Source organism: Polynucleobacter sp. AP-RePozz3-80-G7 (assembly GCF_018882145.1).
In the GTDB taxonomy this organism is placed as follows: Bacteria; Pseudomonadota; Gammaproteobacteria; order Burkholderiales; family Burkholderiaceae; genus Polynucleobacter.
On the sequence record NZ_JACVPC010000001.1, the window covers coordinates 506,810 to 531,429 of the forward strand.

General features: G+C 45.3%; 38 protein-coding genes. 22 read left to right on the top strand and 16 right to left on the bottom strand.

Annotation, left to right across the window (positions count from 1 at the left end; translation table 11 throughout):
• The first annotated feature begins 104 nt into the window (after positions 1–104).
• The 6 genes from ICE90_RS02745 (at position 105) to ICE90_RS02770 (ending at position 3,662) form a co-directional block, all read left to right on the top strand.
• Complete coding sequence (locus tag ICE90_RS02745) at positions 105–434, top strand: hypothetical protein (RefSeq protein ID WP_216190772.1); 330 nt, start codon at positions 105–107, stop codon at positions 432–434.
• Positions 358–1,023 carry a hypothetical protein gene (locus ICE90_RS02750; protein ID WP_216190773.1) on the top strand — a complete coding sequence of 222 codons (666 nt, stop codon included), beginning with the start codon at positions 358–360 and terminating at the stop codon, positions 1,021–1,023. Before ICE90_RS02745 ends, ICE90_RS02750 begins: the two co-directional genes overlap by 77 nt.
• Positions 1,024–1,118: 95 nt before the next feature.
• Complete coding sequence (locus tag ICE90_RS02755; RefSeq protein ID WP_255533272.1) at positions 1,119–1,349, top strand: hypothetical protein; 231 nt, start codon at positions 1,119–1,121, stop codon at positions 1,347–1,349.
• Between the two features lie 4 nt (positions 1,350–1,353).
• The gene (locus ICE90_RS02760; RefSeq protein WP_216190774.1) at positions 1,354–1,902 is read left to right on the top strand and encodes a GspH/FimT family pseudopilin; all 549 of its coding nucleotides are present in this window, start codon (positions 1,354–1,356) and stop codon (positions 1,900–1,902) included.
• 17 nt (positions 1,903–1,919) lie between these two features.
• Positions 1,920–3,035 carry a bifunctional diaminohydroxyphosphoribosylaminopyrimidine deaminase/5-amino-6-(5-phosphoribosylamino)uracil reductase RibD gene (gene ribD / locus ICE90_RS02765; RefSeq protein WP_216190775.1) on the top strand — a complete coding sequence of 372 codons (1,116 nt, stop codon included), beginning with the start codon at positions 1,920–1,922 and terminating at the stop codon, positions 3,033–3,035.
• A 9-nt stretch (positions 3,036–3,044) separates the two neighbouring features.
• Positions 3,045–3,662, top strand: a complete 618-nt coding sequence (locus ICE90_RS02770) for a riboflavin synthase (protein ID WP_216190776.1) — start codon at positions 3,045–3,047, stop codon at positions 3,660–3,662.
• Between the two features lie 10 nt (positions 3,663–3,672).
• On the opposite strand, the gene ICE90_RS02775 is transcribed toward ICE90_RS02770, so the two are convergent.
• From ICE90_RS02775 to tolQ, 9 genes are all read right to left on the bottom strand, one after another.
• Positions 3,673–3,963 carry a type II toxin-antitoxin system RelE/ParE family toxin gene (locus ICE90_RS02775; protein WP_216190777.1) on the bottom strand — a complete coding sequence of 97 codons (291 nt, stop codon included), beginning with the start codon at positions 3,961–3,963 and terminating at the stop codon, positions 3,673–3,675.
• The gene (locus ICE90_RS02780; RefSeq protein ID WP_216190778.1) at positions 3,950–4,162 is read right to left on the bottom strand and encodes a type II toxin-antitoxin system prevent-host-death family antitoxin; all 213 of its coding nucleotides are present in this window, start codon (positions 4,160–4,162) and stop codon (positions 3,950–3,952) included. The genes ICE90_RS02775 and ICE90_RS02780 overlap by 14 nt, the downstream gene beginning before the upstream one ends.
• Before the next feature lie 148 nt (positions 4,163–4,310).
• Positions 4,311–5,045, bottom strand: coding sequence for a 7-cyano-7-deazaguanine synthase QueC (queC, locus tag ICE90_RS02785; RefSeq protein WP_216190779.1), 735 nt, complete (start codon positions 5,043–5,045; stop codon positions 4,311–4,313).
• Between the two features lie 10 nt (positions 5,046–5,055).
• Positions 5,056–5,787, bottom strand: a complete 732-nt coding sequence (gene ybgF, locus ICE90_RS02790; protein ID WP_216190780.1) for a tol-pal system protein YbgF — start codon at positions 5,785–5,787, stop codon at positions 5,056–5,058.
• The gene (gene pal / locus ICE90_RS02795) at positions 5,788–6,288 is read right to left on the bottom strand and encodes a peptidoglycan-associated lipoprotein Pal (RefSeq protein ID WP_216190781.1); all 501 of its coding nucleotides are present in this window, start codon (positions 6,286–6,288) and stop codon (positions 5,788–5,790) included.
• 152 nt (positions 6,289–6,440) lie between these two features.
• Positions 6,441–7,763 carry a Tol-Pal system beta propeller repeat protein TolB gene (gene tolB, locus ICE90_RS02800; RefSeq protein WP_216190782.1) on the bottom strand — a complete coding sequence of 441 codons (1,323 nt, stop codon included), beginning with the start codon at positions 7,761–7,763 and terminating at the stop codon, positions 6,441–6,443.
• Between the two features lie 3 nt (positions 7,764–7,766).
• The gene (locus ICE90_RS02805) at positions 7,767–8,588 is read right to left on the bottom strand and encodes an energy transducer TonB (RefSeq protein WP_216190783.1); all 822 of its coding nucleotides are present in this window, start codon (positions 8,586–8,588) and stop codon (positions 7,767–7,769) included.
• A 23-nt stretch (positions 8,589–8,611) separates the two neighbouring features.
• Positions 8,612–9,031, bottom strand: a complete 420-nt coding sequence (tolR, locus tag ICE90_RS02810) for a protein TolR (RefSeq protein ID WP_072583297.1) — start codon at positions 9,029–9,031, stop codon at positions 8,612–8,614.
• A 23-nt stretch (positions 9,032–9,054) separates the two neighbouring features.
• Entirely contained in the window at positions 9,055–9,711 is a 657-nt protein-coding gene (tolQ, locus tag ICE90_RS02815) for a protein TolQ (protein ID WP_215321461.1), read from the bottom strand.
• 76 nt (positions 9,712–9,787) lie between these two features.
• Here tolQ and glyA point away from each other — a divergent pair, with 76 nt between their 5' ends.
• The 3 genes from glyA to ICE90_RS02830 are packed head-to-tail and all read left to right on the top strand — an operon-like array spanning position 9,788 to position 11,688.
• Positions 9,788–11,032: a serine hydroxymethyltransferase gene (gene glyA, locus ICE90_RS02820; RefSeq protein WP_216190784.1), complete on the top strand. Its 1,245-nt coding sequence runs from the start codon at positions 9,788–9,790 to the stop codon at positions 11,030–11,032.
• 39 nt (positions 11,033–11,071) lie between these two features.
• Positions 11,072–11,518, top strand: a complete 447-nt coding sequence (nrdR, locus tag ICE90_RS02825; protein WP_215321463.1) for a transcriptional regulator NrdR — start codon at positions 11,072–11,074, stop codon at positions 11,516–11,518.
• 14 nt (positions 11,519–11,532) lie between these two features.
• Positions 11,533–11,688, top strand: a complete 156-nt coding sequence (locus ICE90_RS02830; protein ID WP_216190785.1) for a DNA-binding protein — start codon at positions 11,533–11,535, stop codon at positions 11,686–11,688.
• Between the two features lie 59 nt (positions 11,689–11,747).
• On the opposite strand, the gene adk is transcribed toward ICE90_RS02830, so the two are convergent.
• From adk to ICE90_RS02860, 6 genes are all read right to left on the bottom strand, one after another.
• Complete coding sequence (gene adk / locus ICE90_RS02835; protein ID WP_216190786.1) at positions 11,748–12,413, bottom strand: adenylate kinase; 666 nt, start codon at positions 12,411–12,413, stop codon at positions 11,748–11,750.
• 124 nt (positions 12,414–12,537) lie between these two features.
• The gene (kdsB, locus tag ICE90_RS02840) at positions 12,538–13,302 is read right to left on the bottom strand and encodes a 3-deoxy-manno-octulosonate cytidylyltransferase (protein WP_216190787.1); all 765 of its coding nucleotides are present in this window, start codon (positions 13,300–13,302) and stop codon (positions 12,538–12,540) included.
• Positions 13,303–13,323: 21 nt separating this feature from the next.
• Positions 13,324–13,503 carry a Trm112 family protein gene (locus tag ICE90_RS02845; protein WP_215321469.1) on the bottom strand — a complete coding sequence of 60 codons (180 nt, stop codon included), beginning with the start codon at positions 13,501–13,503 and terminating at the stop codon, positions 13,324–13,326.
• Positions 13,504–13,575: 72 nt separating this feature from the next.
• Positions 13,576–14,667, bottom strand: coding sequence for a tetraacyldisaccharide 4'-kinase (gene lpxK / locus ICE90_RS02850; RefSeq protein ID WP_215321470.1), 1,092 nt, complete (start codon positions 14,665–14,667; stop codon positions 13,576–13,578).
• A 26-nt stretch (positions 14,668–14,693) separates the two neighbouring features.
• Positions 14,694–15,158, bottom strand: coding sequence for a biopolymer transporter ExbD (locus ICE90_RS02855; protein ID WP_215321471.1), 465 nt, complete (start codon positions 15,156–15,158; stop codon positions 14,694–14,696).
• Complete coding sequence (locus ICE90_RS02860; protein ID WP_216190788.1) at positions 15,155–15,805, bottom strand: MotA/TolQ/ExbB proton channel family protein; 651 nt, start codon at positions 15,803–15,805, stop codon at positions 15,155–15,157. Before ICE90_RS02860 ends, ICE90_RS02855 begins: the two co-directional genes overlap by 4 nt.
• Before the next feature lie 313 nt (positions 15,806–16,118).
• Here ICE90_RS02860 and xseA point away from each other — a divergent pair, with 313 nt between their 5' ends.
• Complete coding sequence (gene xseA, locus ICE90_RS02865) at positions 16,119–17,339, top strand: exodeoxyribonuclease VII large subunit (protein ID WP_216154436.1); 1,221 nt, start codon at positions 16,119–16,121, stop codon at positions 17,337–17,339.
• Between the two features lie 98 nt (positions 17,340–17,437).
• On the top strand, positions 17,438–18,490 hold the full coding sequence (locus ICE90_RS02870) for a GSU2403 family nucleotidyltransferase fold protein (protein WP_216154437.1): 1,053 nt from the start codon (positions 17,438–17,440) through the stop codon (positions 18,488–18,490).
• 13 nt (positions 18,491–18,503) lie between these two features.
• Here the strand turns inward: ICE90_RS02870 and murB are convergent, their stop codons facing one another.
• Complete coding sequence (gene murB / locus ICE90_RS02875; protein WP_216190789.1) at positions 18,504–19,541, bottom strand: UDP-N-acetylmuramate dehydrogenase; 1,038 nt, start codon at positions 19,539–19,541, stop codon at positions 18,504–18,506.
• Positions 19,542–19,678: 137 nt separating this feature from the next.
• Here murB and ICE90_RS02880 point away from each other — a divergent pair, with 137 nt between their 5' ends.
• From ICE90_RS02880 to ICE90_RS02930, 11 genes are all read left to right on the top strand, one after another.
• Positions 19,679–20,164 (top strand): YajQ family cyclic di-GMP-binding protein, encoded by a 486-nt coding sequence (locus tag ICE90_RS02880; protein WP_215321476.1) that lies wholly within the window; start codon positions 19,679–19,681, stop codon positions 20,162–20,164.
• A 16-nt stretch (positions 20,165–20,180) separates the two neighbouring features.
• Positions 20,181–20,363, top strand: coding sequence for a CopG family antitoxin (locus tag ICE90_RS10870; protein ID WP_370624644.1), 183 nt, complete (start codon positions 20,181–20,183; stop codon positions 20,361–20,363).
• Between the two features lie 156 nt (positions 20,364–20,519).
• Positions 20,520–20,801, top strand: coding sequence for a hypothetical protein (locus tag ICE90_RS02890; RefSeq protein WP_216191357.1), 282 nt, complete (start codon positions 20,520–20,522; stop codon positions 20,799–20,801).
• Complete coding sequence (locus tag ICE90_RS02895) at positions 20,798–21,211, top strand: type II toxin-antitoxin system PemK/MazF family toxin (protein WP_216190791.1); 414 nt, start codon at positions 20,798–20,800, stop codon at positions 21,209–21,211. Before ICE90_RS02890 ends, ICE90_RS02895 begins: the two co-directional genes overlap by 4 nt.
• Position 21,212: 1 nt before the next feature.
• The gene (gene xerD / locus ICE90_RS02900) at positions 21,213–22,133 is read left to right on the top strand and encodes a site-specific tyrosine recombinase XerD (protein WP_216190792.1); all 921 of its coding nucleotides are present in this window, start codon (positions 21,213–21,215) and stop codon (positions 22,131–22,133) included.
• 122 nt (positions 22,134–22,255) lie between these two features.
• A complete protein-coding gene (locus ICE90_RS02905; protein WP_255533274.1) occupies positions 22,256–22,426 on the top strand; it encodes a type II toxin-antitoxin system HicA family toxin in 171 nt (56 codons plus the stop codon).
• Complete coding sequence (locus ICE90_RS02910) at positions 22,423–22,749, top strand: type II toxin-antitoxin system HicB family antitoxin (protein ID WP_216190793.1); 327 nt, start codon at positions 22,423–22,425, stop codon at positions 22,747–22,749. Before ICE90_RS02905 ends, ICE90_RS02910 begins: the two co-directional genes overlap by 4 nt.
• Positions 22,750–22,831: 82 nt before the next feature.
• Positions 22,832–23,464, top strand: coding sequence for a glycerol-3-phosphate 1-O-acyltransferase PlsY (gene plsY / locus ICE90_RS02915; RefSeq protein ID WP_215321480.1), 633 nt, complete (start codon positions 22,832–22,834; stop codon positions 23,462–23,464).
• Between the two features lie 40 nt (positions 23,465–23,504).
• Positions 23,505–23,876 (top strand): MAPEG family protein, encoded by a 372-nt coding sequence (locus tag ICE90_RS02920; RefSeq protein WP_216154443.1) that lies wholly within the window; start codon positions 23,505–23,507, stop codon positions 23,874–23,876.
• A gap of 83 nt (positions 23,877–23,959) precedes the next feature.
• Positions 23,960–24,211, top strand: a complete 252-nt coding sequence (locus ICE90_RS02925) for an antitoxin (protein ID WP_215321482.1) — start codon at positions 23,960–23,962, stop codon at positions 24,209–24,211.
• Positions 24,177–24,620, top strand: a complete 444-nt coding sequence (locus tag ICE90_RS02930; RefSeq protein ID WP_215321483.1) for a type II toxin-antitoxin system VapC family toxin — start codon at positions 24,177–24,179, stop codon at positions 24,618–24,620. The genes ICE90_RS02925 and ICE90_RS02930 overlap by 35 nt, the downstream gene beginning before the upstream one ends.

Genomic DNA, 24,620 nt, shown 5'->3' on the forward strand with positions numbered 1-24,620 from the left:
CAGGAGCCCTTTACAGTGCTGTCCCACCTTAATATCCCGTGTTTCTGACAGCAAGAGCCTTAGATGGGAGTTTCAGTTCACAAGACTGCCTTTGAAAATGGGCGATGCCTCCTAAAAAGACCTCCAACCCAGCATTCGGACCTATGAATTGCCGGGGATTTATTTTGTTAGAGGTTTTGGTGGCCATGAGCATGATTTTGGGGGTCTGGATGGCATCGGCGGGTGTTTATCAGCGCCTAGCCTTAACCCTGACTCAACAAGAGAGCAAAAGAGCGCAACTTAGAAAGGATTCAGATGCTTTTGAAATGCAGGAGCAAAGCAGGATCAATCTCAATCTACCCAATAAAGCTTTAAGTTATGAGTCTACTCGAATGTCTGGTCGGGATCGCTCTGTGCGCATTGCTACTCAACCCACTATTAAAAACAAGCGCTGATTTGGTAATCAAGCAAATTGAGTATGAAAAATCACAAGCGCTAATTTCAGAAGCAGATCGTGCATTTGAATTAATTGGCCGAGCTATTCGTATAGCGGGTTATCGAAATATTCAAGACGCTCAAATCCTAAGTCAGAAGTCAAGACAAAAAATAAGGCATCAAAAAAATGATAGCTCATTGCTTCAGGTCGAAAAAAGATCGGGATTCCGAGGATCGGATTCACTGATCATTCGTCATGAATTATCCGCTAGTACAGATTTTGATTGCATTGGAAATGTACTGACTCAAGATCGCACCAAAAATAATTTGGCCATGCAAGGATTCTTGGTGGATCGTCAGGCAGGTATTTCAAAAGGCAAAAAAGTCAATGGTGGTTCGCTAATTTGTCAGTCACTCGATCGCCAGGGCCGCATACAAAATACCACCTTAATGAATGGAGTCAATAGTCTTCTGATAGAAGAGTTGAGCCTCTCTGAAGCCCAGCAATCATCGGTGTTAAGGCTTTTTAAGGTCAAGCTACAAATGACTGATGGGGCTAAGCTCAACTTGGATATCGAGCGCACTTTTGCGACGAGGAATTTCTTATGATTTTGGCTTGGGTGATATCGCTGCTATTGCTCTGTTCATCTCTCATAGCGTATTTGGAGAGGCTGAGTGCATTACGCATCGTAGAAGTAAAAACAATGGAAGCATCTCAAAAACATTTTATTGCTGCTGAAAAATCGGTCTTAGACTGTGAGAAAAATTTAACCGCTCTTGCTAATCTCGAAGAGAATACTTGTTTTATTCAATCAGTAGGAAAAAATCGTTGGTTGATTTCCAGTAAAGAAAAGCCAGCGATTCAGATTGGTGTTGTGATTGATGAAACAACTGGCACAGTAACTCGCATTAACTGGCGACAAATATTTGAATAACTTAATGCTAGATTCAAAATCCGGATTTAGTCTCTTGGAGTTAATGGCTGTGGTTTTGCTCATTGCCATTGTTGCGATGATGACCATGCCTTTATTGCAAGAACAAATTGCCGCACGAGAAATCGAAACTATCGCTCGAAGGTTTATTGCTCATGCGCACTTTGCTCGTCAGCAAGCTTTGTATTTAGGGCAACCCGTGCGCCTTGCGCCTATTGCTGACGATCGATGGGAGTCGGGGTGGGTAGTTAAAAGCGGCTGCATCGGTAAGGCAGTCAAATCAGGTTGTATTGAAAAGCCCTGGTTTTTGCAGGGAGGCATCGACCCCATTTACTTTAAGGGCGGAGGTAAGCAATTTATTGATCCCAATTCTGGCAAGAAGAGCATTTTGTTTAATGCCGCCGGTGCGGCAAAAACGGCTCAAGGCGGGTTTGTGGCCAATCGATTGATCCTGGGTCACAGCAGGGCTCCCGACTTGGAGCGCCAAATGATTTTGGGAAGTGGAGGTCGCTGGCGTATCTGCGACCCCGCTAGAGATACTAAGCGCTGCCATTGAATGGTTTAATAGACCCTATGTACAGCGCAGTTGACCACCAGTTTATGAGTAAGGCTTTAGCCGAGGCTCAAAAAGCACTTTATTTATCGAACCCTAATCCTAGAGTGGGTTGTGTCATTGTTAAAGATGACAAAGTTATTGGTAAGGGCTTTACTCAGAAGGTAGGCAGTGCTCATGCTGAGATACAAGCCCTAGCGAATGCCAAATCACTCGGAAATGATCCTGCGGGATCAACCATCTATGTAACGCTGGAGCCCTGCAGTCATACTGGGCGAACTCCCCCATGCGTTGATGCATTGATTGCTGCAAAACCGAAAGCCATATTTGTGGCAATGTCTGATTCCAATCCTTTGGTTGGTGGCAAGGGCTTAGAAAAACTAAAAACTGCAGGCATCGAAGTACATTGCGGATTAATGGAAGCCGAAGCACATGCATTAAATCCTGGATTTATTTCACGCATGACTCGAGGTTTGCCTTGGGTGCGCATGAAAATTGCTGCAAGTCTCGATGGTAAGACGGCTTTACCGGATGGCCGTAGTCAGTGGATCACCGGACCGCTTGCAAGAGCTGATGGCCATCATTGGCGTGCACAAGCATGTGCCATTGTGACTGGTGTAGGAACTATTAAAGAAGACGATCCCATTCTGAATGTGCGGGATGTTCAAACTGAGCGTCAACCTTGGCGCATCATCGTTGATTCCAAATTAGAAACGCCGCCGGCAGCAAAGATTCTCAACAATATTGATCAATCAGGCGTCATCATTGTTTGTGCAAGTCTTGATGGCCCAGAGATGCAGCAAAAAGCCAAAGCATTTACTGCGCGCGGTATCGAAGTTATTGCCATGGCTAATCCATCTGGCAAAGTAGATCTGCCAAAGCTATTCTCGTATTTAGCCAAAGAGCGTGAGATGAATGAGATTCATATAGAGGCAGGCTTTAAGCTCAATGGATCTTTACTCAGAGAAAACTGTGTAGACGAGCTGCTGCTCTACTACGCCCCATTCTTGATGGGTGAGGGTATTGGTATGGCTAATGTTGCGCCACTAAATTCCTTGAATGACAGAGAACAGTGGCAAGTCATTGATCACAGTCTCTTTGGCTCCGATCTTCGACTACGCTTAATAAAGAACTAAAATTACCCTATGTTTACTGGAATCATTACTGCTGTTGGTCAAATTAAGAGCGCTCAAGCAAAGGGCGATGGCTTGCATTTAATTATCGAGGTTCCATCTGGCTATTTGGATGATGTTGCCTTGGGTGACAGCATTGCCATTCAAGGTGCTTGCATGACAGCTACCCAGTTAACCAGCAATTCTTTTGCCTTGGATATCTCTCGTGAGTCTCTGAATAAAACGATTGGTCTTGATAAGGTCGGTCCAGTCAACCTCGAAAAGGCCATGCGTTTAAATGATCGCCTAGGCGGACATTTAGTGAGTGGGCACGTAGATGGTGTTGGCAAGGTTGCGCACTTTTCTCAAGTGGCTAATGACGCTTATGGTTCTTGGTTGCTGCGTATTGAAGCTCCAAAAGAACTGGCGCAATACTTGGCTTACAAAGGATCTATTGTTGTGAATGGTGTATCGCTCACAGTCAATCAGACCGAAGACTCAGCAACTTCTTGCGTCATTGATATCAACATCATTCCCCACACCTTGGAAAACACTACGCTGGGTAATCTCAAGCAAGGTGATGCGGTGAATCTTGAGGTTGACCTCATCGCGCGCTATGTAGCGAGGATGCTAGAAACCCAAGCTAAATAAGTTTGATTACTTATTTTCTGTTTTCTGCATTTTTGTATACCGCATCTTGATTTCGCTTACCTACAGCAATCACTAGAATTACAAGTTTATGATCAATAACTTCATAAACAAGCCTATAACCAACAGTTCTCAATTTAATTTTATAAAAGTTGTCTAAGTCACCATGAAGTTTTGCTGAGGGCGCTCTTGGGTTAACTAAACGTTTTTGCAGTTGCTTTTTAAATTGCTTTTTTACTGAGTTATCTAATTTTTGCCATTCTTTTAGTGCAAGAGTATGAAACTCAAGACTAAAGCTCTTCAAGCTTCACTTTCACAGTTTTGCCGCCCTTGCGAGCCTGAATAGTTTTAATGAGCGAGACATCATCAATAAGATCGAGCAATGCTTCATAAGCCTTAGCAGACAAAAGATAGGCTTCTGGCTTATTGTGGTTTAAGACGGCAACAGGAAGATCCCCTGCAATCTCCATGATCTTGCTGGGGTTGCGTCTTAAGTCAGTCATGCTGACTGTGGTTTTAGCGTGGATTATCTGTGTAAGGCTCATATAAAAATACCCATAATTTAGTGCATTATTATGTGCTTTTTTACAAATGTCAAACGCAAAAATATAGGGCCTGATGGCCCTATGGGTTTATTTCTTCGTTGTAGGCTTACCTATAGCGGGTTGGGTCGACCAGATTAGCTTGCTTAAAGCCCGCTTGTCTTAAACGGCAAGACTCACATTCTCCACAGGCTTCACCCAAATCATTTGCTTGATAGCAAGAGACTGTTTGCGAATAATCAACGCCTAGAGTGCTGCCTAGTTGGATGATTTCACCTTTAGTCAGGCTGATGATAGGTGCGTGTACTCTAAAACGATTTGCATCATTGATGGCTTCGACACCTGCTTTAGTAGCTAGGTTGGCCATATGTTCAAAAGAGGCAACATATTCAGGGCGGCAATCAGGATAACCAGAGTAATCCACCGAATTAGCGCCGTAGAAAACATCAAGACCACCCAATGACTCCGCCCAACCCAATGCAAGTGATAGCAAAATCGTATTGCGTGCTGGCACGTAGGTAATGGGAATTTCTTGATCTTTGCCGGGAGTGGTTGGGACTGCAATCGAGGCATCAGTTAAAGCAGAGCCCCCAAAGCGAGTGAGGTCTAGATTAACCACTTCGTGTCTTGCTACTCCAATTTGCTTGGCAATATGTTTGGCCGCTGCCAATTCAGATGAATGACGCTGACCATATCCTACGGATAGGGCATACGGCGTATACCCAAGGTCTTTCGCAAGGGCGAGTACAGTTGTTGAGTCTAGCCCACCCGAAAACAGAATGACTGCTGGAGCGCCGGCTTTACGGGGCGCTAGAGATTCGAATGCGGCAGAAAGCTTAGACATGGATGATCAGTTACTTGGTGCTAGCAATGAGTTGCTGCGCATCTTTAGCTGCATCAGTGTCTGGGTACTTAGCAATAATTTCGCTAAATGTTTTTTTAGCCGCTGCCTTGTTGCCGCTTTCTAATTGCGAGTTACCCAAAGTCACCATTGCCGCAGGAACGCGTGGATGATTTGGGTAGCGTTTAATTAAACTTTGTAATTGGGCGATGGCACCAGCATATTCTTTATTGGCATATTTGCTATTACCACTCCAGTAGAGGGCAAGCGGCAAGTAAGGGCTTTTTGGATACTTGGCAGTGAATGCAGCAAAGCTATCGTCAGCCTTCTTCAGATTACCCGCCTGAAACGCCTTTAATGCATCGTCGTAGGCTTTTTTCTCGCCAGGTTGCACTGTTCCAGAGACGCCTTCAATTGTTACGGTGCGAGGTTCAAAATTACCCAAGCGAGTATCGAGATCTTGGTAGTAAGTTTTCTGACTATTGTTAATGTCTTCGCCTTGCTTCTCAAGCTCTTCAACCTTGCCACGCAGCTCTGCATTCTCAGTTTTGAGTTTGTCGATTTGACCCTGTAACTCAAGCTGGGTGGTCGCTAGAGACTTGCGCAGATCCAGGATGGCTTTACGTGCTTCGTCATCGGAGAAGAGGGCCCAGGCGCTATTAGATGCGCCTAAACAAATGAGTGCAGCACTTAAACAAAACGCTCGTGAGAGCGTTTGTTTTACTGAGTATGAAAGCATCTTCATTTAGTTAGTGATGTAAACAATGTCAGCGCGGCGATTTTCTGCCCAAGCTGCTTCAGTGTCACCTTCTGCTTTTGGCTTTTCTTTACCAAAGCTAACTGCTTCCATTTGGTCGTCAGAAACGCCCATCAAGTTCAATGATTTACGTACAGCATCAGAACGACGTTGGCCAAGTGCCAAGTTGTATTCAGCTGTGCCGCGTTCATCAGTGTTGCCCTGAATAATGACTTTCTGCTTTGGATTGGCTTTTAAGTAGCTTGCGTGAGCAGACAGCATTTTTTGGTATTTAGTTTGAACGGTGTATTCATCAAAGCCAAAGTAAAAACTCTTTTCAAAGAGTGGACTGCTCGGGTCATTCCATGGCTGTGAGCCAAATTTGCCACTGCCGCTACCATTAGCACCATCAGTGTCATCTAGCTTGACGCTGGAGCATGCCGCCATCAAAAATGCCGCGGCACCAATCAGGGCGAATGTCGCTGCGCGACGTGCGATAGAAATCTTCATGAATTTTCCTTTTTCCTACGAGCTAAATCTATAAATGAATCAATAGACAATATTATGCCCCCAAGAACATCAAAAGTGACTATTTCAACCCCTAAAAAGGGGTTTAGACGTAGTGAAGGCTTGGTAAAGACTGACTAGGGCTGACCTAAGACTCAGTCCATGAATGGACCCCAGGATGGCTGACGTACGTCAGATCCTGGAATGCTCAATACCTGCTTGGAATTCCCGTCTACTGAAACGGCGGCGAGCACTCGTTTGCCACCGACTTTGGTGGAGTAGAGAACATAGCGGCCGTTGGCAGCAAAGGAAGGGGATTCATCACTAGTGCCATCGGTAAGCGCCTGAGTATCGCCAGTAGCTAAGTTCAGAATGTAGAGGCGATATGCGCCACCAATATTGGCGATGTAAGCTAAATATTTGCCATCTGGTGAGATGCGAGGTGAGGTTACAAAACCTTGTTTGAAGGTAATGCGTTTGACGCCTTCAGCTTGTTCGCCATCAGCACTCATGCGATAGATTTGTGGGTTGCCACCGCGATCGCTAGTGAAGTAGATGTAGCGACCATCAGCAGAATATTGCGGCTCGGTATCAATCGTGTTGCCACGAGTTAAACGATGCAAACCCGTGCCATCTGCATTGATGCCGTAGATCTGTGTATTACCATCTTTAGACAATGAGATCGCTAATTTCTTGCCATCGGGTGACCACGCTGGTGCGCTGTTATTACCCTTTTGATTTGAAAGAGAAATGCGACGACCGGTTGCTAGTTCATGAACATAAATCACCGGCTTACGATCTTCAAAAGAAACGTACGCTACTTTCTTGCCATCGGGTGACCATGATGGAGAAATAATCGGCTCACCACTGTTCATAGCATTGCGAATGTTCTGACCGTCTGCATCAGATATCACCAGGCGATAGCGCTTACCATCCTTAATGACATAGGAGAGACGGGTGGAGAACACGCCACGCTCACCCAATAACTTAAAGATGATGTCATCAGCAATTTTATGGGCAACTGCACGCAAGTTATCGGTGCTTGAGCTGAGATTTAGACCACCCAGGCTTTGAGATTTGCGAACATCAAATAATTTGTAATGAATGTCAAATTGATTGTTGCCAGTCTGTACGACTGATCCAACTACTAATGCATCAGCGCCACGTGCTGCCCAAGATTTGTAGTTGGGGGTACCATCATCGCTCTCAACAGCATTACCGTTCTCAGTATTTTTAAAGTAACCGCTGCGAGCTAAATCTTGGCGAATGATTTCAGTAACGCTAGTGGGTAATTTGTTCTCATCTTTAAAGCGCATTACCGCGATTGGGTAAAGTGATTGACCTACGCCAGTGATTTCAATATTCATCTGCGCAAGCGCAGGAGTTGCAAAGCTGATACATAAAGCAATACCAATCAAGCTAAAAGAATTTAGTTTTGAGGTCAGTTTCTGTATCTGTCTTTTTGCTAATTGCAACATGCATTAATCCTTGGGTTTAAAAGTCAGTTTTACTTCGCGTTGAGGAATTTTGCCATTGTCGTCTTTTGGCAAACTCTCTGCGCGAGAAAGTGCGAGGAGTACGGCACGGTCCCAGCCGGTATTACCGCTAGAGGATTGAATACTGGTACTCAAAATAGCCCCGTCTGGAGCAAGATTGACCAGAATCACTGCTGCAGGGTTGCCACTCACGGATTCAGGGTTAAAGACAATCAATGGCTTGACCTTCTTAATGACTTTGTCGGTCCAGCCTGGGGGCGCATTGCCTCCGCCGCCAACACTACTTCCAACCGTACCACCACTACCGCCTTCGGCACCAGCTGCAGCACGTAAACGCGCTAATTGATCAGCACGTGATTTCTCAGCTGCTGCATTGGCTTTAGTTTCTGCAGGAGATTGGGCTTTAGGGGCTTCTACTTTTTTCGGTGGATCTTCCTTCTTCGGCTTTTCCTTCTCCTTCGGTGGAGGAGGTTTCACTGGCTTTGGCTTCTCTTTCACCACTTCTTTTTTGGGAGGTTCTTTATCCACCTTCTTTTTCTTGATGGCGATATCAGCAGCCTCTTCTTTCACTTCTGTTTTGAGTTCTGGCTCAGGTGGAGATTCTACTTGTGGAGCGGAGTCCCAGAGCTCAACCTCAACACCAGAAGAGGTGGTGTTGTTCCAGCTAATCCCAATCATTAAAAAAGCAAGCAGACCTAAATGCGCGATGAGTGAAAAAGTAAAGGCGCGCTTGGTACTTTCTTCTTTCGTAAAACGTCCTCGCTTGAATTGCGAGAGGGGTGACTTAAAAGAGTGTGCGCTATTCATGAGCAGCTATGATGGCCAGAGTCTTACTGGGTCTTGACCGCAAGGCCAACGCGCTTCACGCCATTCTCTTTGAGCTTGGACATCACTTCCATCACTGTTTCATACTTAATGGATTTATCCGCAGCAATCACAATCGGTTGATCGGCAGATTTTTCTGCCTGAGATCTGGCAAAAGCACCAAGCTCAAATTTATTAAGTGTTTGCGTGGGGTCTCCATCTTTGCGCACGATGACATTCTCGTTGGCATCAATCGTTAGAAAGACTGGCGGTAGTGATTGCACTTTGGCGCCACCAACGGTGGGTAAGTTGACAACGCCCGGGTTGACCATTGGTGCGGTGACCATAAAAATCACGAGCAATACCAACATGACGTCGATATAGGGAACGACGTTAATGTCAGACATTGCCCGACGTTTGTTTTTACGTAATGAAGAACCAGCCATAATTTTTTCGCTTATGAATGCAATTAACGTCCAGCAGTTTGACGCTGCAAGATGTTGGTGAACTCTTCAATGAAAGTTTCAAAGCGAATGGAGAGGCGGTCTACATCAGTTGCTGCGCGGTTGTAAGCAACTACTGCTGGAATCGCAGCAAACAAACCAATCGCTGTAGCGATCAATGCTTCTGCGATACCGGGAGCCACTGCAGAAAGGGTCGCGTTTTGCACGTTAGCCAAACCGCGGAAGGAGTGCATGATGCCCCAAACGGTGCCAAAGAGGCCGATATAGGGAGAGACTGAGCCTACGGATGCCAAGAAGGGTAGATTGGCTTCTAGGAGGTCCATTTCACGTTGGTAGGTGGCTTTCATGGCGCGACGGGCAGCGTCAATCTCACGACCTTTTGCAAATTCTTGCATCCCAGCCTCGAAAATATGCTCTAGGACCGCGTCATTGCGGTTATTGCGCTGGGCCGCCTCCAGGAGGGTATTGAGGTCTCCACCGGCCCAAAAGTCACGCTCAAAGCGCTCGGTATCCTGGCGGACCCCACGTAAAACAGCGGTTTTCTTAAAAATAATGGTCCAAGAGGCCACGGACATGCTGAGTAATAACAACATTACCAGCTGTACTAATAGGCTGGCATTGAGGACTAAGGAGAGGAATGAGAGGTCTTGTGTAGAGGTCATGGTGGATTTTGTATGATGTAGGTTGATTTTACTAAGTTAATTCACTCAGCAATCCAACTTTTTCAGGATTATCACCATGTTTGACCGTCAAAACACCTTAGCCAAAACCGACCCCCAGTTATGGGCAGCCATTCAGAACGAAAATAAGCGTCAGGAAGACCATATTGAGCTGATTGCTTCTGAGAACTACACCTCACCAGCGGTAATGGAGGCTCAAGGCTCTCAGTTGACCAATAAGTACGCTGAAGGCTATCCAGGCAAGCGCTATTACGGCGGTTGTGAATTCGTGGACGTGGCTGAGCAATTAGCGATCGATCGCGTCAAAGCATTATTTGGTGCTGAAGCAGCAAACGTACAACCGCATTGCGGCGCATCTGCCAACCAAGCTGTGTTCTTGGCTTTCTTAAAACCAGGCGATACCTTCATGGGTATGAGTCTTGCTGAAGGTGGTCACTTAACGCACGGCATGGCGTTGAACATGAGCGGCAAATGGTTTAATCCGATCGCTTACGGCCTTGATAAAAACGAAGAGATCGATTACGAGCAAATGGAACGTCTCGCGCGTGAGCACAAACCAAAACTCATTATTGCTGGTGCCTCTGCCTACTCTCTAAAAATTGATTTTGAGCGCATTGGTAAATTGGCAAAAGAAGTGGGCGCAATTTTTATGGTCGACATGGCGCACTATGCTGGCTTAGTTGCAGCTGGCGTTTATCCAAACCCAGTGCCGCATGCCGACATTGTTACTTCTACAACCCACAAGAGCTTGCGTGGCCCCCGTGGCGGCATCATCTTGATGAAGGCTGAGCATGAGAAGGCGATTAACTCTGCAGTGTTCCCAGGCTTACAGGGTGGTCCTTTGATGCATGTGATAGCCGGTAAGGCGGCAGCATTTAAAGAGGCACAGGAGCCGAGTTTTATTGATTACCAAAAACAAGTTGTTGCGAATGCAAAAGTACTTGCTGAGACTTTAATTGCACGTGGCTTACGTATCGTTTCTGGCGGAACAGATTCTCATGTGATGTTGGTGGATCTGCGTGCCAAGAAAATGACCGGTAAAGAGGCTGAGCGTGTTTTAGGTGAAGCGCACATCACTTGCAATAAGAACGGCATTCCAAATGATCCAGAAAAACCAATGGTGACCAGCGGCATTCGTTTGGGTTCACCAGCAATGACTACGCGTGGATTTAAAGAAGCAGAAGCAAGACAAGTTGGAAACTTTATTGCGGATGTTTTAGATAATCCAACTGATCCTGAGAACATTGCTAAAGTGCGTGCTCAAGTTTCTGAGCTCACGAAGCGTTTCCCAGTTTACGGTTAAGCAAACAATCAGCAACCCAACTAAGAAAAGAAGAGCTCATTGCGCTGCCCTTTTTGCCATAACGAAGATACCCAGGTTCTAGATACCCGGGTATCTGACGAAGGCGATACCATTCGCCGTCGTCGTCGTTGTGCCAAGTGCGATAAGCGATTTACAACTTATGAGCGTGTTGAATTGGTGCTACCAGCTATCGTTAAGAAAAATGGCAGTCGGGTTGAATATAGTCACGATAAGCTGGCTAGCTCAATCAAGCTGGCACTACGTAAGCGTCCGGTCTCCTCTGATTCTGTAGATGAATCCATTGCCCGCATTGAGGAGAAACTTCTGAGTCTTGGCGAAAAAGAGATTCCCAGTGAGCGCGTAGGTGAGCTAGTAATGCGCGAGCTCAAGCGTCTTGATAAGGTGGCCTACATTCGCTTCGCCTCTGTTTACAGAAGCTTTGCTGACATTGAGTCCTTTGAGAGTGCTCTAAAAGAGCTTAAATAGGAAATATTCAGCTTATGAAAATTAATCAGCTTTCCACATTCAATATTCTGGATTATTTAAAAACAGAAGAAGATATTGCTGGATATTTGCAGGCGGTAAATGAAGACGGAGATCCCGCTTTAATTAAGTATGCATCGTTAGATATAGAGCTGGCGCGAGCAAATCTTTAATCTACGCTTCAAATAAAAAAAGACTGCAATGCAGTCTTTTTTTATTGATGGAGCTTGAATTACTTCAATTGAGCAAAAATCGAAGCAGTAATGTCTTCAACGCTTCCAGTGCCGCTTACCTTGCGATAGGCGGGTGCTTTCACCTTGTCTGCTGAATTAGCCTGCGCAGCCCATGAGGAGTAGTACTCCACCAATGGACGGGTCTGATCGTCATAAACCTGTAAGCGTTTGCGAACAGTTTCTTCTTTATCATCATCACGTTGAATCAGATCATCGCCAGTCACATCATCTTTGCCTGCAACTTTTGGTGGGTTGTATTTGATGTGATAAGTACGGCCAGAGGCAGGGTGAACACGACGTCCGCCCATGCGATCGATGATGGCATCAAATGGCACATCGATTTCTAAAACGTAATCAATCGGAACGCCAGCATCTTTCATCGCTTGCGCTTGGGGAATGGTTCTTGGAAAACCGTCAAACAAGTAACCCTTGCTGCAATCAGGTTGTGTCAGACGATCTTTAACGAGGCCAATGATGATGTCATCAGAAACAAGGCCGCCTGCATCCATAATCTTTTTGGCTGCAATACCCAGTTCAGTTCCCGCTTTCACAGCAGCGCGCAACATATCGCCAGTGGAGATTTGTGGAATTGCAAATTTTTCGCAAATAAACTGAGCTTGTGTGCCTTTTCCAGCACCTGGTGCACCGAGCAGAATCAACCGCATTGTTTTCCCCTTAGAAGAGCTGTCATTGTCCCGTATTTTGTCGGGATCTTAGATACCTATTGCCTAGGATTATCCCCGAGAAGTTGCAAGCTACTGAGGTTTTGGCTTTTAGCCTTAGGTTAGCCTAGGAGCGAGCTAGCATCTGCCGCACTCTTTCCAGGTCCTCTGGGGTATCGACGCCAGCTGGTGGAGCTTCTGAGGCGACATGAACTGCTATGCGATAACCATTCCAGAGGGCGCGCAGCTGCTCTAGGGCTTCAGCTTGCTCTGGAGGAGCTGGCTCTAGACGGGTATAGGCCTGTAAAAAGTCAGCTCTATAGGCATAGATCCCCAGATGGCGTAAATGATCTGTTTTTTGATCGACTTGCGGATCCCTCACAAATGGAATAGGTGCTCTAGAAAAATAGAGCGCCTCGCCAGCGCGATTGAGAACGACTTTCACAACATTGGGATTATTGATCTCTGTGGCATCGGTAATGGGTACAGCAACTGTGGAGATGGCGCACTCTTGATGCTCTGCCAAAGTGCTAGCAACTTGATTAATCAATTCCGGCGGAATGAGTGGCTCATCACCTTGCACATTCACAATCAATGCATTACTGGGTAATTTAAGTAGCTGCGCAACCTCTGCAATACGATCGGTTCCGGTTGGATGATCTGCGCTAGTCAGTAAACACTCAATGCGGTACTCATCACAAGCCGCTTGTATTTCTGGTGAATCAGTTGCCACTACAACGCTGTGCGCAAGTGATTGCTTGGCGCGCTCTGCAACCCGAATGACCATGGGTTTGCCACCAATGTCAGCTAGAGGTTTTCGAGGCAAGCGAGTAGATCCCAATCTAGCGGGAATCACTACTAAAAAATCTGCAGCCTTTGAGTCAGCGTTCATTAAAAAATGATTTTTATTAAATTAAGCGATTTCATCAGCGCTAAGGCTGCGCGCTTCTTCCACCAGCATTACCGGCACATCATCCCGAATGGGGTAAGCCAAGCGGTCAGCTTTGCAAATGAGTTCATGTTTCTCGGCATTTAAATGCAATTGGCTTTTGCATAAAGGGCAAACCAAAATATCGAGCAGTCGTTTATCCATGATTTCTTTGCAGTGATCTAAATGAAGAGTTTAAATATATGAGGACACAGTGTAGTGCTATGTACGCTAAACCTACAAGGTATAGCGATAAGGATTAGGTCTTTGCAGGATAGATTGGAGCCAGTCAGCCAGGCTATCCGGAAGGGCAAGAGTCATTGGCACCACCCAAATACGTTCATCTGTAATCGTGGTGCATTTCACGGCATCTTTTTCGGTGATGAGGATGCATTGCGCGTTGATCTTCTCAAAGAACTCAGGGGTATAGGTCGCATGATCAGGCAAAGGAATCGATTTAGCGGCAATGCCCTGTTTGAGTAGATCGTCAAAAAAGCGTTGTGGATTACCCAAGGCAGCAACAGCAGTAATTTTGTTTGGTAGATAGCTATCCGCAATTTGAACAAGCGTCTGCGTATTGGTGGGATTGATTAATTGGTAGGCATTACCTAAATGACCCAAGAGTGAAAATGCGCGACGCCCTAAAAAGTATTCATCCTGGGGGCCAAGCTTAGTTTCAATATCCTTTGTTTTTCCAGTAAAAAGGGTAGCATCGCGTTCGCGTGTCGCTGGTTCACGCAAAGGACCGGCGGGCAGCAAAAAGCGATTGCCTTCGCCGCGTCCATCACGCACTACGAATTCGATATCACGACCACCTTCGCGAGCAGGCCAGCGGGCTAAGCCGCTATGTTGCAAGCCATCATCACTAATGATGACGTTTACATTGGGCGAATGCTTGAGCAAGGCCCCAATAGTTCTTTGACGTTTTGGAAAAACCCAAATCGGAAATTGATCGTGCGTACGTTTTGCAATCAAGACTGGTTCATCGCCAACTAAAGCAGGATCAGAATTGCCGTGTACTTGTAAGGGTGCTGTTTGTGAAGAGGAGCCATAGCCTCTACTGATAATGCCGGGCCTCCATCCAAGTTGCTGTAAGCGTTCTGCTAAAGCAATCACGATAGGCGTCTTGCCAGTGCCGCCTACGCGGATATTGCCCACAATAATCACCGGTACTGGAGCAGGCTTTTGTTTTACTAAGCCCGTATCCAGAATTAACTTACGCATACGCACCACTAGGCCATAAAGCCAAGAGAGTGGCCATAGCAATAAGCTTGTAGGACCACGTCTTTCCCAGAACTTAGGTGCTTTACGGGAAAAAGAAAAGGACATGAAGAATATTTTTCTTTGTTCTGAAGTTATTTTTTAGTTTGACTGCTAAACACGATATTCGAGAGATTGGCATCACGCGCCGCTTCCAGTGCACTCATCACTGATTGGTGGGGCGCCTTGGCATCCGCATCAATATTGACCTGCAGAGAGCTGACGCCTTCCTTCTGATTGCTTTGTCCGTTTAACTGAGTTAATGCATTACTAAGCTGTGATCGATCGGTGACTTTGCCATTAACAGCGAAGCGGCCATCGCGACTGACTGCAATATGAATTTGCTTGACCTCTGCTTGGCTCTCATTGCCATTGGCGGTGGGTAAGGTAATGGCGAGTTCTTGATACCGTGTGAAGGTTGTAGAGATCATTAAAAAGATTAGCACCACCAATAGCACATCAATAAAAGGAATCAGATTGATTTCTGGTTCTACAGATGGAGTACTGCTCCCAAGAGAAAATTGTCTCTTAGCTCGTGGGTGCGTTTCTAGCCAACTCATTTTGTAATGTCAGCAGCGTCGTTTGGATAAAGCTTTTTGAAAAGTTGACGAGTAAATTCTTCGCATTCACGTTGACGTTGATTTGCCATTGCGCGCAAACCACGCCAAGCAGCAAGAGCTGGAATAGCAATCAATAGTCCAAATGCAGTGTTATACAAAGCGACTGATATACCGTGTGCCAATTGTTGTGGACTGCCGGCAGCACCATTGATTGCCCCTTGGCTGCCAAAGATTTCAATCATGCCCACTACGGTGCCAAATAAACCCAGTAGCGGAGCGACCGTGGCGATCGTGGCAAGGGCACCTAAGTAGCGGTCCAGCTTAAGCCAAGTGCTTTGTGCGCTCACCTGCAGCTCCTCCAGCGCAGCATCAGTACTACTGTCGGCTAATTTCTCTTTTAGTGCGCATGCCAATAAAGGACTTGCAGGAGAAAGGTTGGCCAATTCTGCAATCTGCTGCTCAGAAACGGTTGATTTGTTTCCAACCAACTGATTTGCAAGAAAAAAGACGCTTTCCAGACAGTTTTTGGGAAAGATATGCGTTTGACGCAGATACCAGCCTCGCTCTATGGCGATTGCAAGGCCCAATATGGAAATGATGAGGAGGGGCCAAATAGGCCAGCCAGCGGATAGTAAGATGGAGTACATAAGCTCAGTACTTTAGCTGAATTAAAAAGCCTGTTTCGGAAACCTAGCCTGTGGATAACTCTGTGCAAAACTTTTTTGAATTCGCTCTGTAAGTCCTTGATACATGGTTGACTCGGTTTTATATTGCATTCAATTGAATTTATTGGATGCATTAATTCCTATATAAATCAATGGCTTATATTTTTAATGTTGGATTTATGAGACGTTTTGGGTCAGTAATTACTTACTTATGAGCATTAAACCTAGAGTGAATCTGCATCTGTGGATATTTATTGGCGCCTAAGCCAGATGGTTGTGAGATTAAAGAGAAAAAATGTCGGAAATATCAAGGGAAATTCTGAGTGTTGGCGATCTAAACCGCGCCATTGCTGCCTCTTTAGAGGACCGTTTCGACACTGTATGGGTGAGCGGGGAGATTTCCAACTTCAAGGCTTATGACAGCGGGCACTGGTATTTCTCGTTAAAGGACGCAGAAGGTCAGATTCGCTGCGTCATGTTCCGTGGTCGTAATGGTCAGGTCGGATTTATGCCTCAATCCGGAGATTTGGTTGAGGTCAGCGCCAGTCTAGGCATGTATGTCCCTCGTGGGGATATACAGCTCACCATTCAGACTTTACGTCGCGCTGGTATGGGCGGTCTTTATGAAGCCTTCTTAAAGCTCAAAGCCAAACTTGCTAAAGAAGGTTTGTTTGATGATGAGCGCAAACGCGAGATACCAACACATCCCAGATCCATCGGCATCATTACATCTCCACAAGCAGCAGCACTCAAAGATGTCTTAAGTACTTTGGCAAGAAGAGCGCCGCATATCCCGATTGTGATCTATCCAACTTTAGTTCAAGGTCCTGATGCACCTGCCGGAATTATTGCTGCACTCAAAGCGGCGGAAAAAGAAAAAGCAGTCGATGTCATATTGCTAGTGCGCGGTGGTGGCAGCATTGAAGATCTGTGGGCTTTTAATGATGAACAACTGGCTTATGCGATTGCAGATTCATCCATCCCTGTGGTGAGTGGTGTTGGACATGAAACGGATTTCACCATTGCCGACTTTGTTGCCGACCTCCGTGCACCAACTCCGACGGGCGCGGCAGAGCTTGCAGCACCACGCCGAGATCAAATGCTGCAGGAGCTCGATGCCATCATGCAAGCGCTTCTCCAGCGCATTAATCAACGAGTTGAGCGCGAGGCGCAAACCTTAGATCAATTGGCTCTGAGGCTCAGCCATGCTTTGCCCAACCCAGATCGCATGCGCGAACACATTCATGGCTGGCAGCAACGATTAAACCAAGCATGGTCAGTGCGTATAGAAAACTGGAAGCGTAATCAAGTGCACTACCAGTCTCAGTTGGAGATGCTCAATCCGCAGCGAACGCTTGAGCGTGGTTATGCCGTTATTCTGAGCAAAGAAAAAGATCAACTACACGCGTTACGCAAGCCTAGTGAGCTAAATGTGGAAAACACATATCAAGTGCAATTAGCTGAGGGTCAAGTAGACGTACAATTTTCAGAAATAAATCCAGTGGAAAGCAATTGACAGTGTAGTGTTTTCGGGTGTGATATCAACCCCAATTACCGTTATAAGCTATATAGAATAATGGTTATTATACAAATAAATTTTTGTATAATAACCAAATGAGTACCAAGCTATATGAATCACTTTCATTGTCCGCGCAAACGGCTTATGCCGAACTGCAGGATCAATTGCACGTTGAAAATATCAATCAATTTAAAGAATTGCCAGGATCCTTTCATAAGCAAGTTCAAAAAGGTAAGACTTATATTTATTACGGCTATCGTGATATTGATGGTGTAGGTCGTATGGCTTATGTGGGTCCTGAGGATCAACGCGTTACTCAGCTTATTAAAAAACATCAAGCTCTGAAAGTAAGTGATCGATCGACTAAGATCAAAAGGCTGGCGCTATCGGCGGAAGCGCTTGGTTGTGAGTCAACATTAACCAAGCATTTTCGCGTAGTGAATCGCTTACGTCATTATGGATTTTTCAGCGCTGGTGGAATATTGATTGGCACACATGCATTTCTTGCCATGGGAAATATGTTGGGGGTGAAATGGCTATCTTCCAATACAACAATGGATGTAGATTTTGCTCACGCAGGAAAAAATGTTTCAATCGCATTAGGGGCAAATGTCAAAATCTCAGTGCACGATGCCTTAAATTCGTTGGAGATGGGCTTGTTACCCATTACTGAATTTTCAGGAAAAACAGGTGCTCAATATCGCAATCCCAGGGATCCGGAACTACGGCTAGATTTTGTTACCCCCCAAACTCGAAGTGGTGGGCCAGTGGTGTTGCCTGAATTGGGTTTGACTCTGGAATGCCTTAAATTTATGGAGTTTTCACTGGTAGATACTACACAGACTGTGCTCTTATCTAAAGAGGGTGCTTGCATTGTGAATATCCCAGCCCCAGAGCGCTATGCAATACATAAGTTAATTGTTTATGGGGAGCGGCCTATGAATGAGCGCGTCAAAGCAAATAAAGACTTAGGTCAAGCCGCAGCAATTTTCAAAGTTCTATTTGATGAGGGTAATGGAGAGTTAATTAGGCGAGCATGGATAGATGCAATTTCACGTGGACCTGGTTGGCTTAAGCGTTTAAATCAAGGAAAGACTGCTTTGCTGAAGCAATACCCAGAATTATTGGATCTAGCTAATGTACGGTAGTAATAAGCACGATTTACAAAATATTGGGCTCAATCTGTAAGCTAACACCAAATTTGTCGTGCACTTTTTCCTGAATGCATTTGGCTAAACCTAAAATATCTTGAGCGGTACCACCGCCATGGTTAACCAGTACAAGCGCTTGATGTTCATAAACACCAACCGAGCCCATGCGTTGACCCTTGAAGCCGCATTGATCGATAAGCCAACCTGCTGCGAGCTTACGTTTACCAGCTGCATCTGGATAAGACACTAGATTCGCATGAGCTCTAAGTAAAGTTTCATACTGTTCAATAGGAACTATAGGATTCTGAAAGAAACTACCAGCATTACCAATTACTTTGGGATCTGGCAGCTTATGTGTGCGCACCTTACATACTGCTAAGAAGATATCTTCAGGACTCGGGTTGGCGTTCTCAGAAAATTGCCTTGTAAGATCTGCATAGTGGATGCGAGCCTGCCAAGCTTTAGGCAGCTTAAAAACGACCTTTGTCACGATAAAGCGGTGGGGATTTTGCTTGAAGTAGCTATCGCGGTAAGCAAAGTGGCATGCCTCATTTTGGAGGGTGACAAAGGCATAGTTTTTTGCATCAAATGCTTCAATGCTATCAATGTAATCTGCAATTTCAACACCATAGGCGCCGATATTTTGAATGGGTGCTGCCCCAACTGTGCCGGGAATGAGTGCTAAGTTTTCTAGGCCGGGCAAATCTTTCTCGAGTGTCCAAGCAACGAGTTCATGCCAGTTAACACCAGCACCAACTGCTAAATAGCTTGCCTTTTCATCGGAGGAAATGATTTCTTGCCCAGCGATATTCATGAGGAGGGTGGCTCCCGGTAAGGTGCTTGGGAGAATGACATTGCTACCTCCGCCTAAAACCCGCCATGGCAGTTTTTTTTCTGCAACTTCTGCAATAACTTCAGGAATTTGCTCGGGCGCGGTAATTTCGTAGGCCAGTTCCGCGCTAGCGTCAAAGCCAAAGGTGTTGCGGTGCTTCAAACCCAAATTTGGGATCAATTTTGCGGGTTGGGGCGCATTTTGAGCACGGTTCATGCCACAATCTTATTCGTAAAAGAATCCAGAGCCTATTTTTTGGTAGCACAGGAAGCAAGAAATCTGCGATGGACGCCAAAATAGCCAGAAAATGTAAAGATTACGAGAGTAATTACGAGAAAACATAGGGAGTAAAAATGCCAACATTTGACGTAGTTTGTGAGCCAGACATGGTTGAGCTCAAAAATGCCATCGAGCAATCCAATAAAGAAATTACCAATCGTTTTGACTTCAAGGGCTCTGATAGCCGTGTTGAACAAAAAGATGAGGCATTAATCTTATTTGGTGATGATGACTTTAAATTGGGTCAAGTGCGTGATGTCCTGATTAATAAAATGGCCAAGCGCAATGTGGATGTGCGCTATCTTAAGGATGAGAAAACAGAAACCATTGGCAGTGATAAGCGTAAGCAAACGATGAAGATTCAAAAAGGAATCACTTCGGACTTGGCAAAAAAAGTGGTGCGCATCATTAAAGATAGCAAGCTCAAAGTGCAAGCCAGTATTCAGGGTGATGCGGTGCGTGTCACCGGCGCCAAGCGTGATGACTTACAAGAAACCATGGCCTTACTTAAAAAAGAAGTAACAGAGGCGCCATTGGGCTTTAATAATTTCCGTGACTAAGAAGAAGCTTGGTGCAATGAAGACGCTTAAACCCATTCCTGTATTTCAATCAGAACTTGATGAAAGACGGTTTTGGGAAATGAATGATGCTTCTGATTATTGTGATTTAAATAAAGCATTTAGAGTGGCAACACCAAATCTAAGACCCCACTCTGCGACTATGAAGTCTCAAGTTGGGGTATTTAGAAAATTGATATAGGACTTTATTTGGTGAAAGAACCTAGAAATTAGCTAAATCAGGTATCCATAATCTTTCGTTGATTTGGGTTAAATCCCATCTATTCAATGAGCGCGTAAGGATTGCAATTGCATCCAATATGGTATATATTTTATATATATAAATTAAGGGGGTGCCATGATGAGATCTTCAAACGAAAACCTGTTGGTCAAATTCCGCTCTAAAGACACCCAATTTGGCGTGACTCGAACTACTGTTAAGGCAATTGCTAAAGAGCTCGATGTCAATGAAACGCAGGTTATCCATATGGCCTTGTCAAAATTTGCTACTGATGTTTTACCTTCATATGCCCCTGATGATGGTCCGTTGACCGCAAAACAAGTCTTGGCATTACGCAAGGATGCAGCCAAGCGCTTACCAAAAGGAAAACTGCTTGCACGCGATGCATTGTTTGTATGAGTCAGGCTTGGATGTTGCCAGCACCTGGCGATATCGTTTGGTGTTTGTTTCCAGAAGTTCCTAATAGTGAGCCAGGACCCAAACCCAGACCAGCCATTGTCCTGAGTGTCGAGCGTAGGGATGATGGCAATCAGGTTAGCGTGGCATATGGAACATCCCAAAATCTGACAAGACGTAAAACTGGCGAGGTGGCGATAACCCATACCAAGAATCCAGCTGCTTACGCACTAGCTGGATTGGCTTACGACACAAAGTTTGATTTCAAGGTGATTGTGGATCTGCCGTGGTCTGAGCGCTATTTCAAAGTGCCCGCTAGAAGCCCGCATGGCAATACACCTAAGCTAGGAACCTTGCACGCAACTATTCTTCGCGCTGTAGAAGCGGCTTATCGTGCCGCATCAAACCGATAGGATGAAAAAAAATACACCTCCAATCTCCCAGATAAGCCAAGAGGCCATTGAGCGCTTCTGCGATGCTTGCTGGCTAGAGGATGGGTTAGCTCAAAATAGCTTGTCTGCATACCGTAGAGACTTGTTGTTATTGGCCCAGTGGTTATATAAGGACTCTGGTGCCGATCTGTACGGCGTTACTGAAAAAGATCTTACCGCCTACATAGCGCACCGACGTGCCGACAAAGCAACTACGGCTAATCGACGCTTAACGGTATTCAAGCGCTTCTATCGTCATGCACTCCGTATCAATTTAGTAAAGAGCGATCCTTGTATTGGTTTGCGCGCTGCTAAACAAGCGCTACGGTTTCCAAAGACGCTGAGCGAAGATCAAGTCACTGCATTACTCAATGCACCCGATATTGAAACCCCTTTAGGTTTGCGTGATCGCACTATGTTGGAATTAATGTACGCCAGCGGTTTACGCGTATCCGAAATTGTTTCTTTAAAAACGGTTGCCCTGGGTTTGAATGAGGGTGTAGTAAGAGTAGTGAATGGTAAAGGCGGTAAAGAACGCTTAGTGCCATTTGGTGGTGAAGCAGGGCAGTGGTTAAGGCGTTACTTAGCAGAAGCACGAACCCCTTTATTGGAAGGTAAAACAACGGATGCTGTATTTGTAGGACGCCACACCGGCACCGGTTTAACTCGTCAAGCATTCTGGGCGCTGATTAAACGCTATGCCACATTGGCCAATATTCCGGTAGCTCTATCACCCCATACCCTGCGTCATGCATTTGCAACCCATTTACTGAACCATGGAGCGGATTTAAGGGTGGTGCAGCTCCTTTTAGGCCATGCCGATATCTCTACTACTCAGATTTATACCCATGTGGCCAGAGAAAGACTGAAATCCATACATTCGCAGCATCATCCAAGGGGGTGATGTTTAAAATGATATCATTTCATGATATCATATGAAAAATGAATAGCAAACATCAAAAAACCTTACAGGCTATATTTGCTTAACCCACTTCAGCAACAATAGAGTGGAGAAAAATTGAATGATTGTTAGTAGCGGTTGGCAGTAAGTGCGTTGAGGGCGAAGGTTCTAGGGTAAGTTTTTTGATGCATAACCATCGCTTGGATTTGCATAGGCCACATCCCGGCAAAGAAGCAAAACGGTATCAGGTAAAAGATATTCAAAGTTTTTTGGTTTTAATAGGAGTTAAGTTATGAACAAGCCATTGAGTTATAAAAATTATTCTGCCAGCATTGAGTTTGATGTTGATGACCGTATTTTTGTGGGTCACTTAACGGGCATCACTGATATTGTGTCTTTTCATGGCGAGTCTGCTTCAGAGTTAATTAAAGCCTTCGAAGCGGCTGTTGATGGATATATCGCAATGTCTGAAGCTCATGGCGTAAAACCACAAAAACCATACTCTGGAAAATTGATGTTGCGCATTTCTCCTGAAATCCATGCAAAAGTGGCTAGAGTTGCTCAGGCGTCTGGAAAAAGTATTAATGCTTGGGTTTCTGATGTACTGCAGGCTGCCTGAGTATGGGTCTGCCGACTCCTCTGCTCCAACGGAGCTTGGTAGCCCAAGAATCACTATCAAGATAAGTGTTTAAGATATCACCATGAATTTCACCTTAGACCTCTTGCTCATTCCACTTGCCTATCTTATTGGCTCCATTTCATTCGCGGTAGTGGTGAGTAAGTGTATGCGCTTACCCGATCCTCACTCCTATGGCTCCGGCAATCCTGGCGCCACCAATGTGCTACGTACTGGTAATAAGTTGGCTGCCGTTTTAACGCTGATTGGGGATGCTTTAAAGGGTTACTTTGCCGTCATGCTGGCGCGAGTATTGCTCGGAGATGAATCTCTGACATCCACGATGAACTCATGGCTTTTGTGTGGTGTGGTGCTCGCAGTATTTTTAGGCCATCTCTTTCCTATATTCCATGGCTTTAAAGGTGGCAAAGGTGTTGCTACTGCTTGCGGTATTTTGTTTGGCATCAATTGGATTTTGGGGTTAGCTACGCTGAGCACTTGGATTATTGTGGCGATGTTTATGCGCTACTCTTCTTTAGCGGCATTGGCTGCTGCAATCTTTGGCCCCATCTATTTTGTTTTCTTATTCGGCTTTCAGCCGATGGGCTTGGCTCTCTTGGCCGTATGTGCATTACTTATCTGGCGCCATCGAAGCAACATTCAGAATTTACTCAATGGCAAAGAGAGTCGTATTGGCTCTAAAAAGACTCCAACATAATTCATCCAACATAACCAAAAAATAACTAACGGTACTTCTTATGACTATTGCTTACGCTTGCATTCTGTTGATGGGTCTTTTACCTTATGTCGCAGCAGGTATTGCTAAAAAAGGTTTTCAGGGTTATGACAATGCGATGCCACGGCAATGGCTGGCAAAGCAAACGGGGTTTAGAGCCAGGGCTAATGCTGCTCAAGCCAATCTATTTGAGTCGCTCCCTTTGTTCTTTGCCGCCGTGATCATTGCATCCGTAGCTCATGCTCCACAGGACAGAATTGACTTACTGGCAATGGGTTTTGTAATTGCCCGTATCGCCTATCTCATTTGCTATATCGCTAATTGGCCAACCACGAGATCCATCGTTTGGCTGTTTGGCATGATTTGTGTAGTGGGCTTGTTTTTTCAAATGTAAAGGTGTTTAGGCATTTGCTTGATTTTTAGATGTAATATATCATTGCTATATTACAAAATATCCCCATAGATGTGGAGGGTCAAATGACAAGTATTGCCAAATTATTTATGAGCGGGCGCAGTCAAGCGATTCGTCTGCCCGCGAAGTTACGCTTTCAATCCAAGCAAGTCCGCATAGAACAAGTGGGTAATGCGCTTTGGGTTACGCCTGATGTTGAGAAAGAGCACAATCTGGGTCAATGGCTCAGTACTTTTTATCAACAGACTGATCCTCTTCCAGAGAACTTTTTACAGGATCGGGATGATTCACCAGCACAAGAGCGTGATTGGACTTAGATTGGTAAAAAAACAAAAAACCTTAGATACCAATATTTGTAGCTATATATTGCGCAGACATCCGCAAAAGATGTTGGAGCGCTTTGCTGGGCTGGAGCATGATGAAGTATGGTTATCTGCCATTGTTGCTGCAGAGCTGAGGTTTGGAGCGGCAAAATTAGCATCGCCACGTTTTAGTGCGGCGATTGAAGCATGGATAGATGGTTTTGAAATTCGTCCATGGCCGGTGGAGGCTACGCACCATTACGCTCAAATTCGTTCTGGGCTAGAGAGAATGGGTCAACCCATTGGTGGCATGGATTTAATGATTGCAGCCCATGCCTTATCTGAATCCAGCGGTTTGATCACTAATAATGCACGAGAGTTTCATCGTATTCCTAATCTTCAAGTGGAAGAATGGTCAATTTAG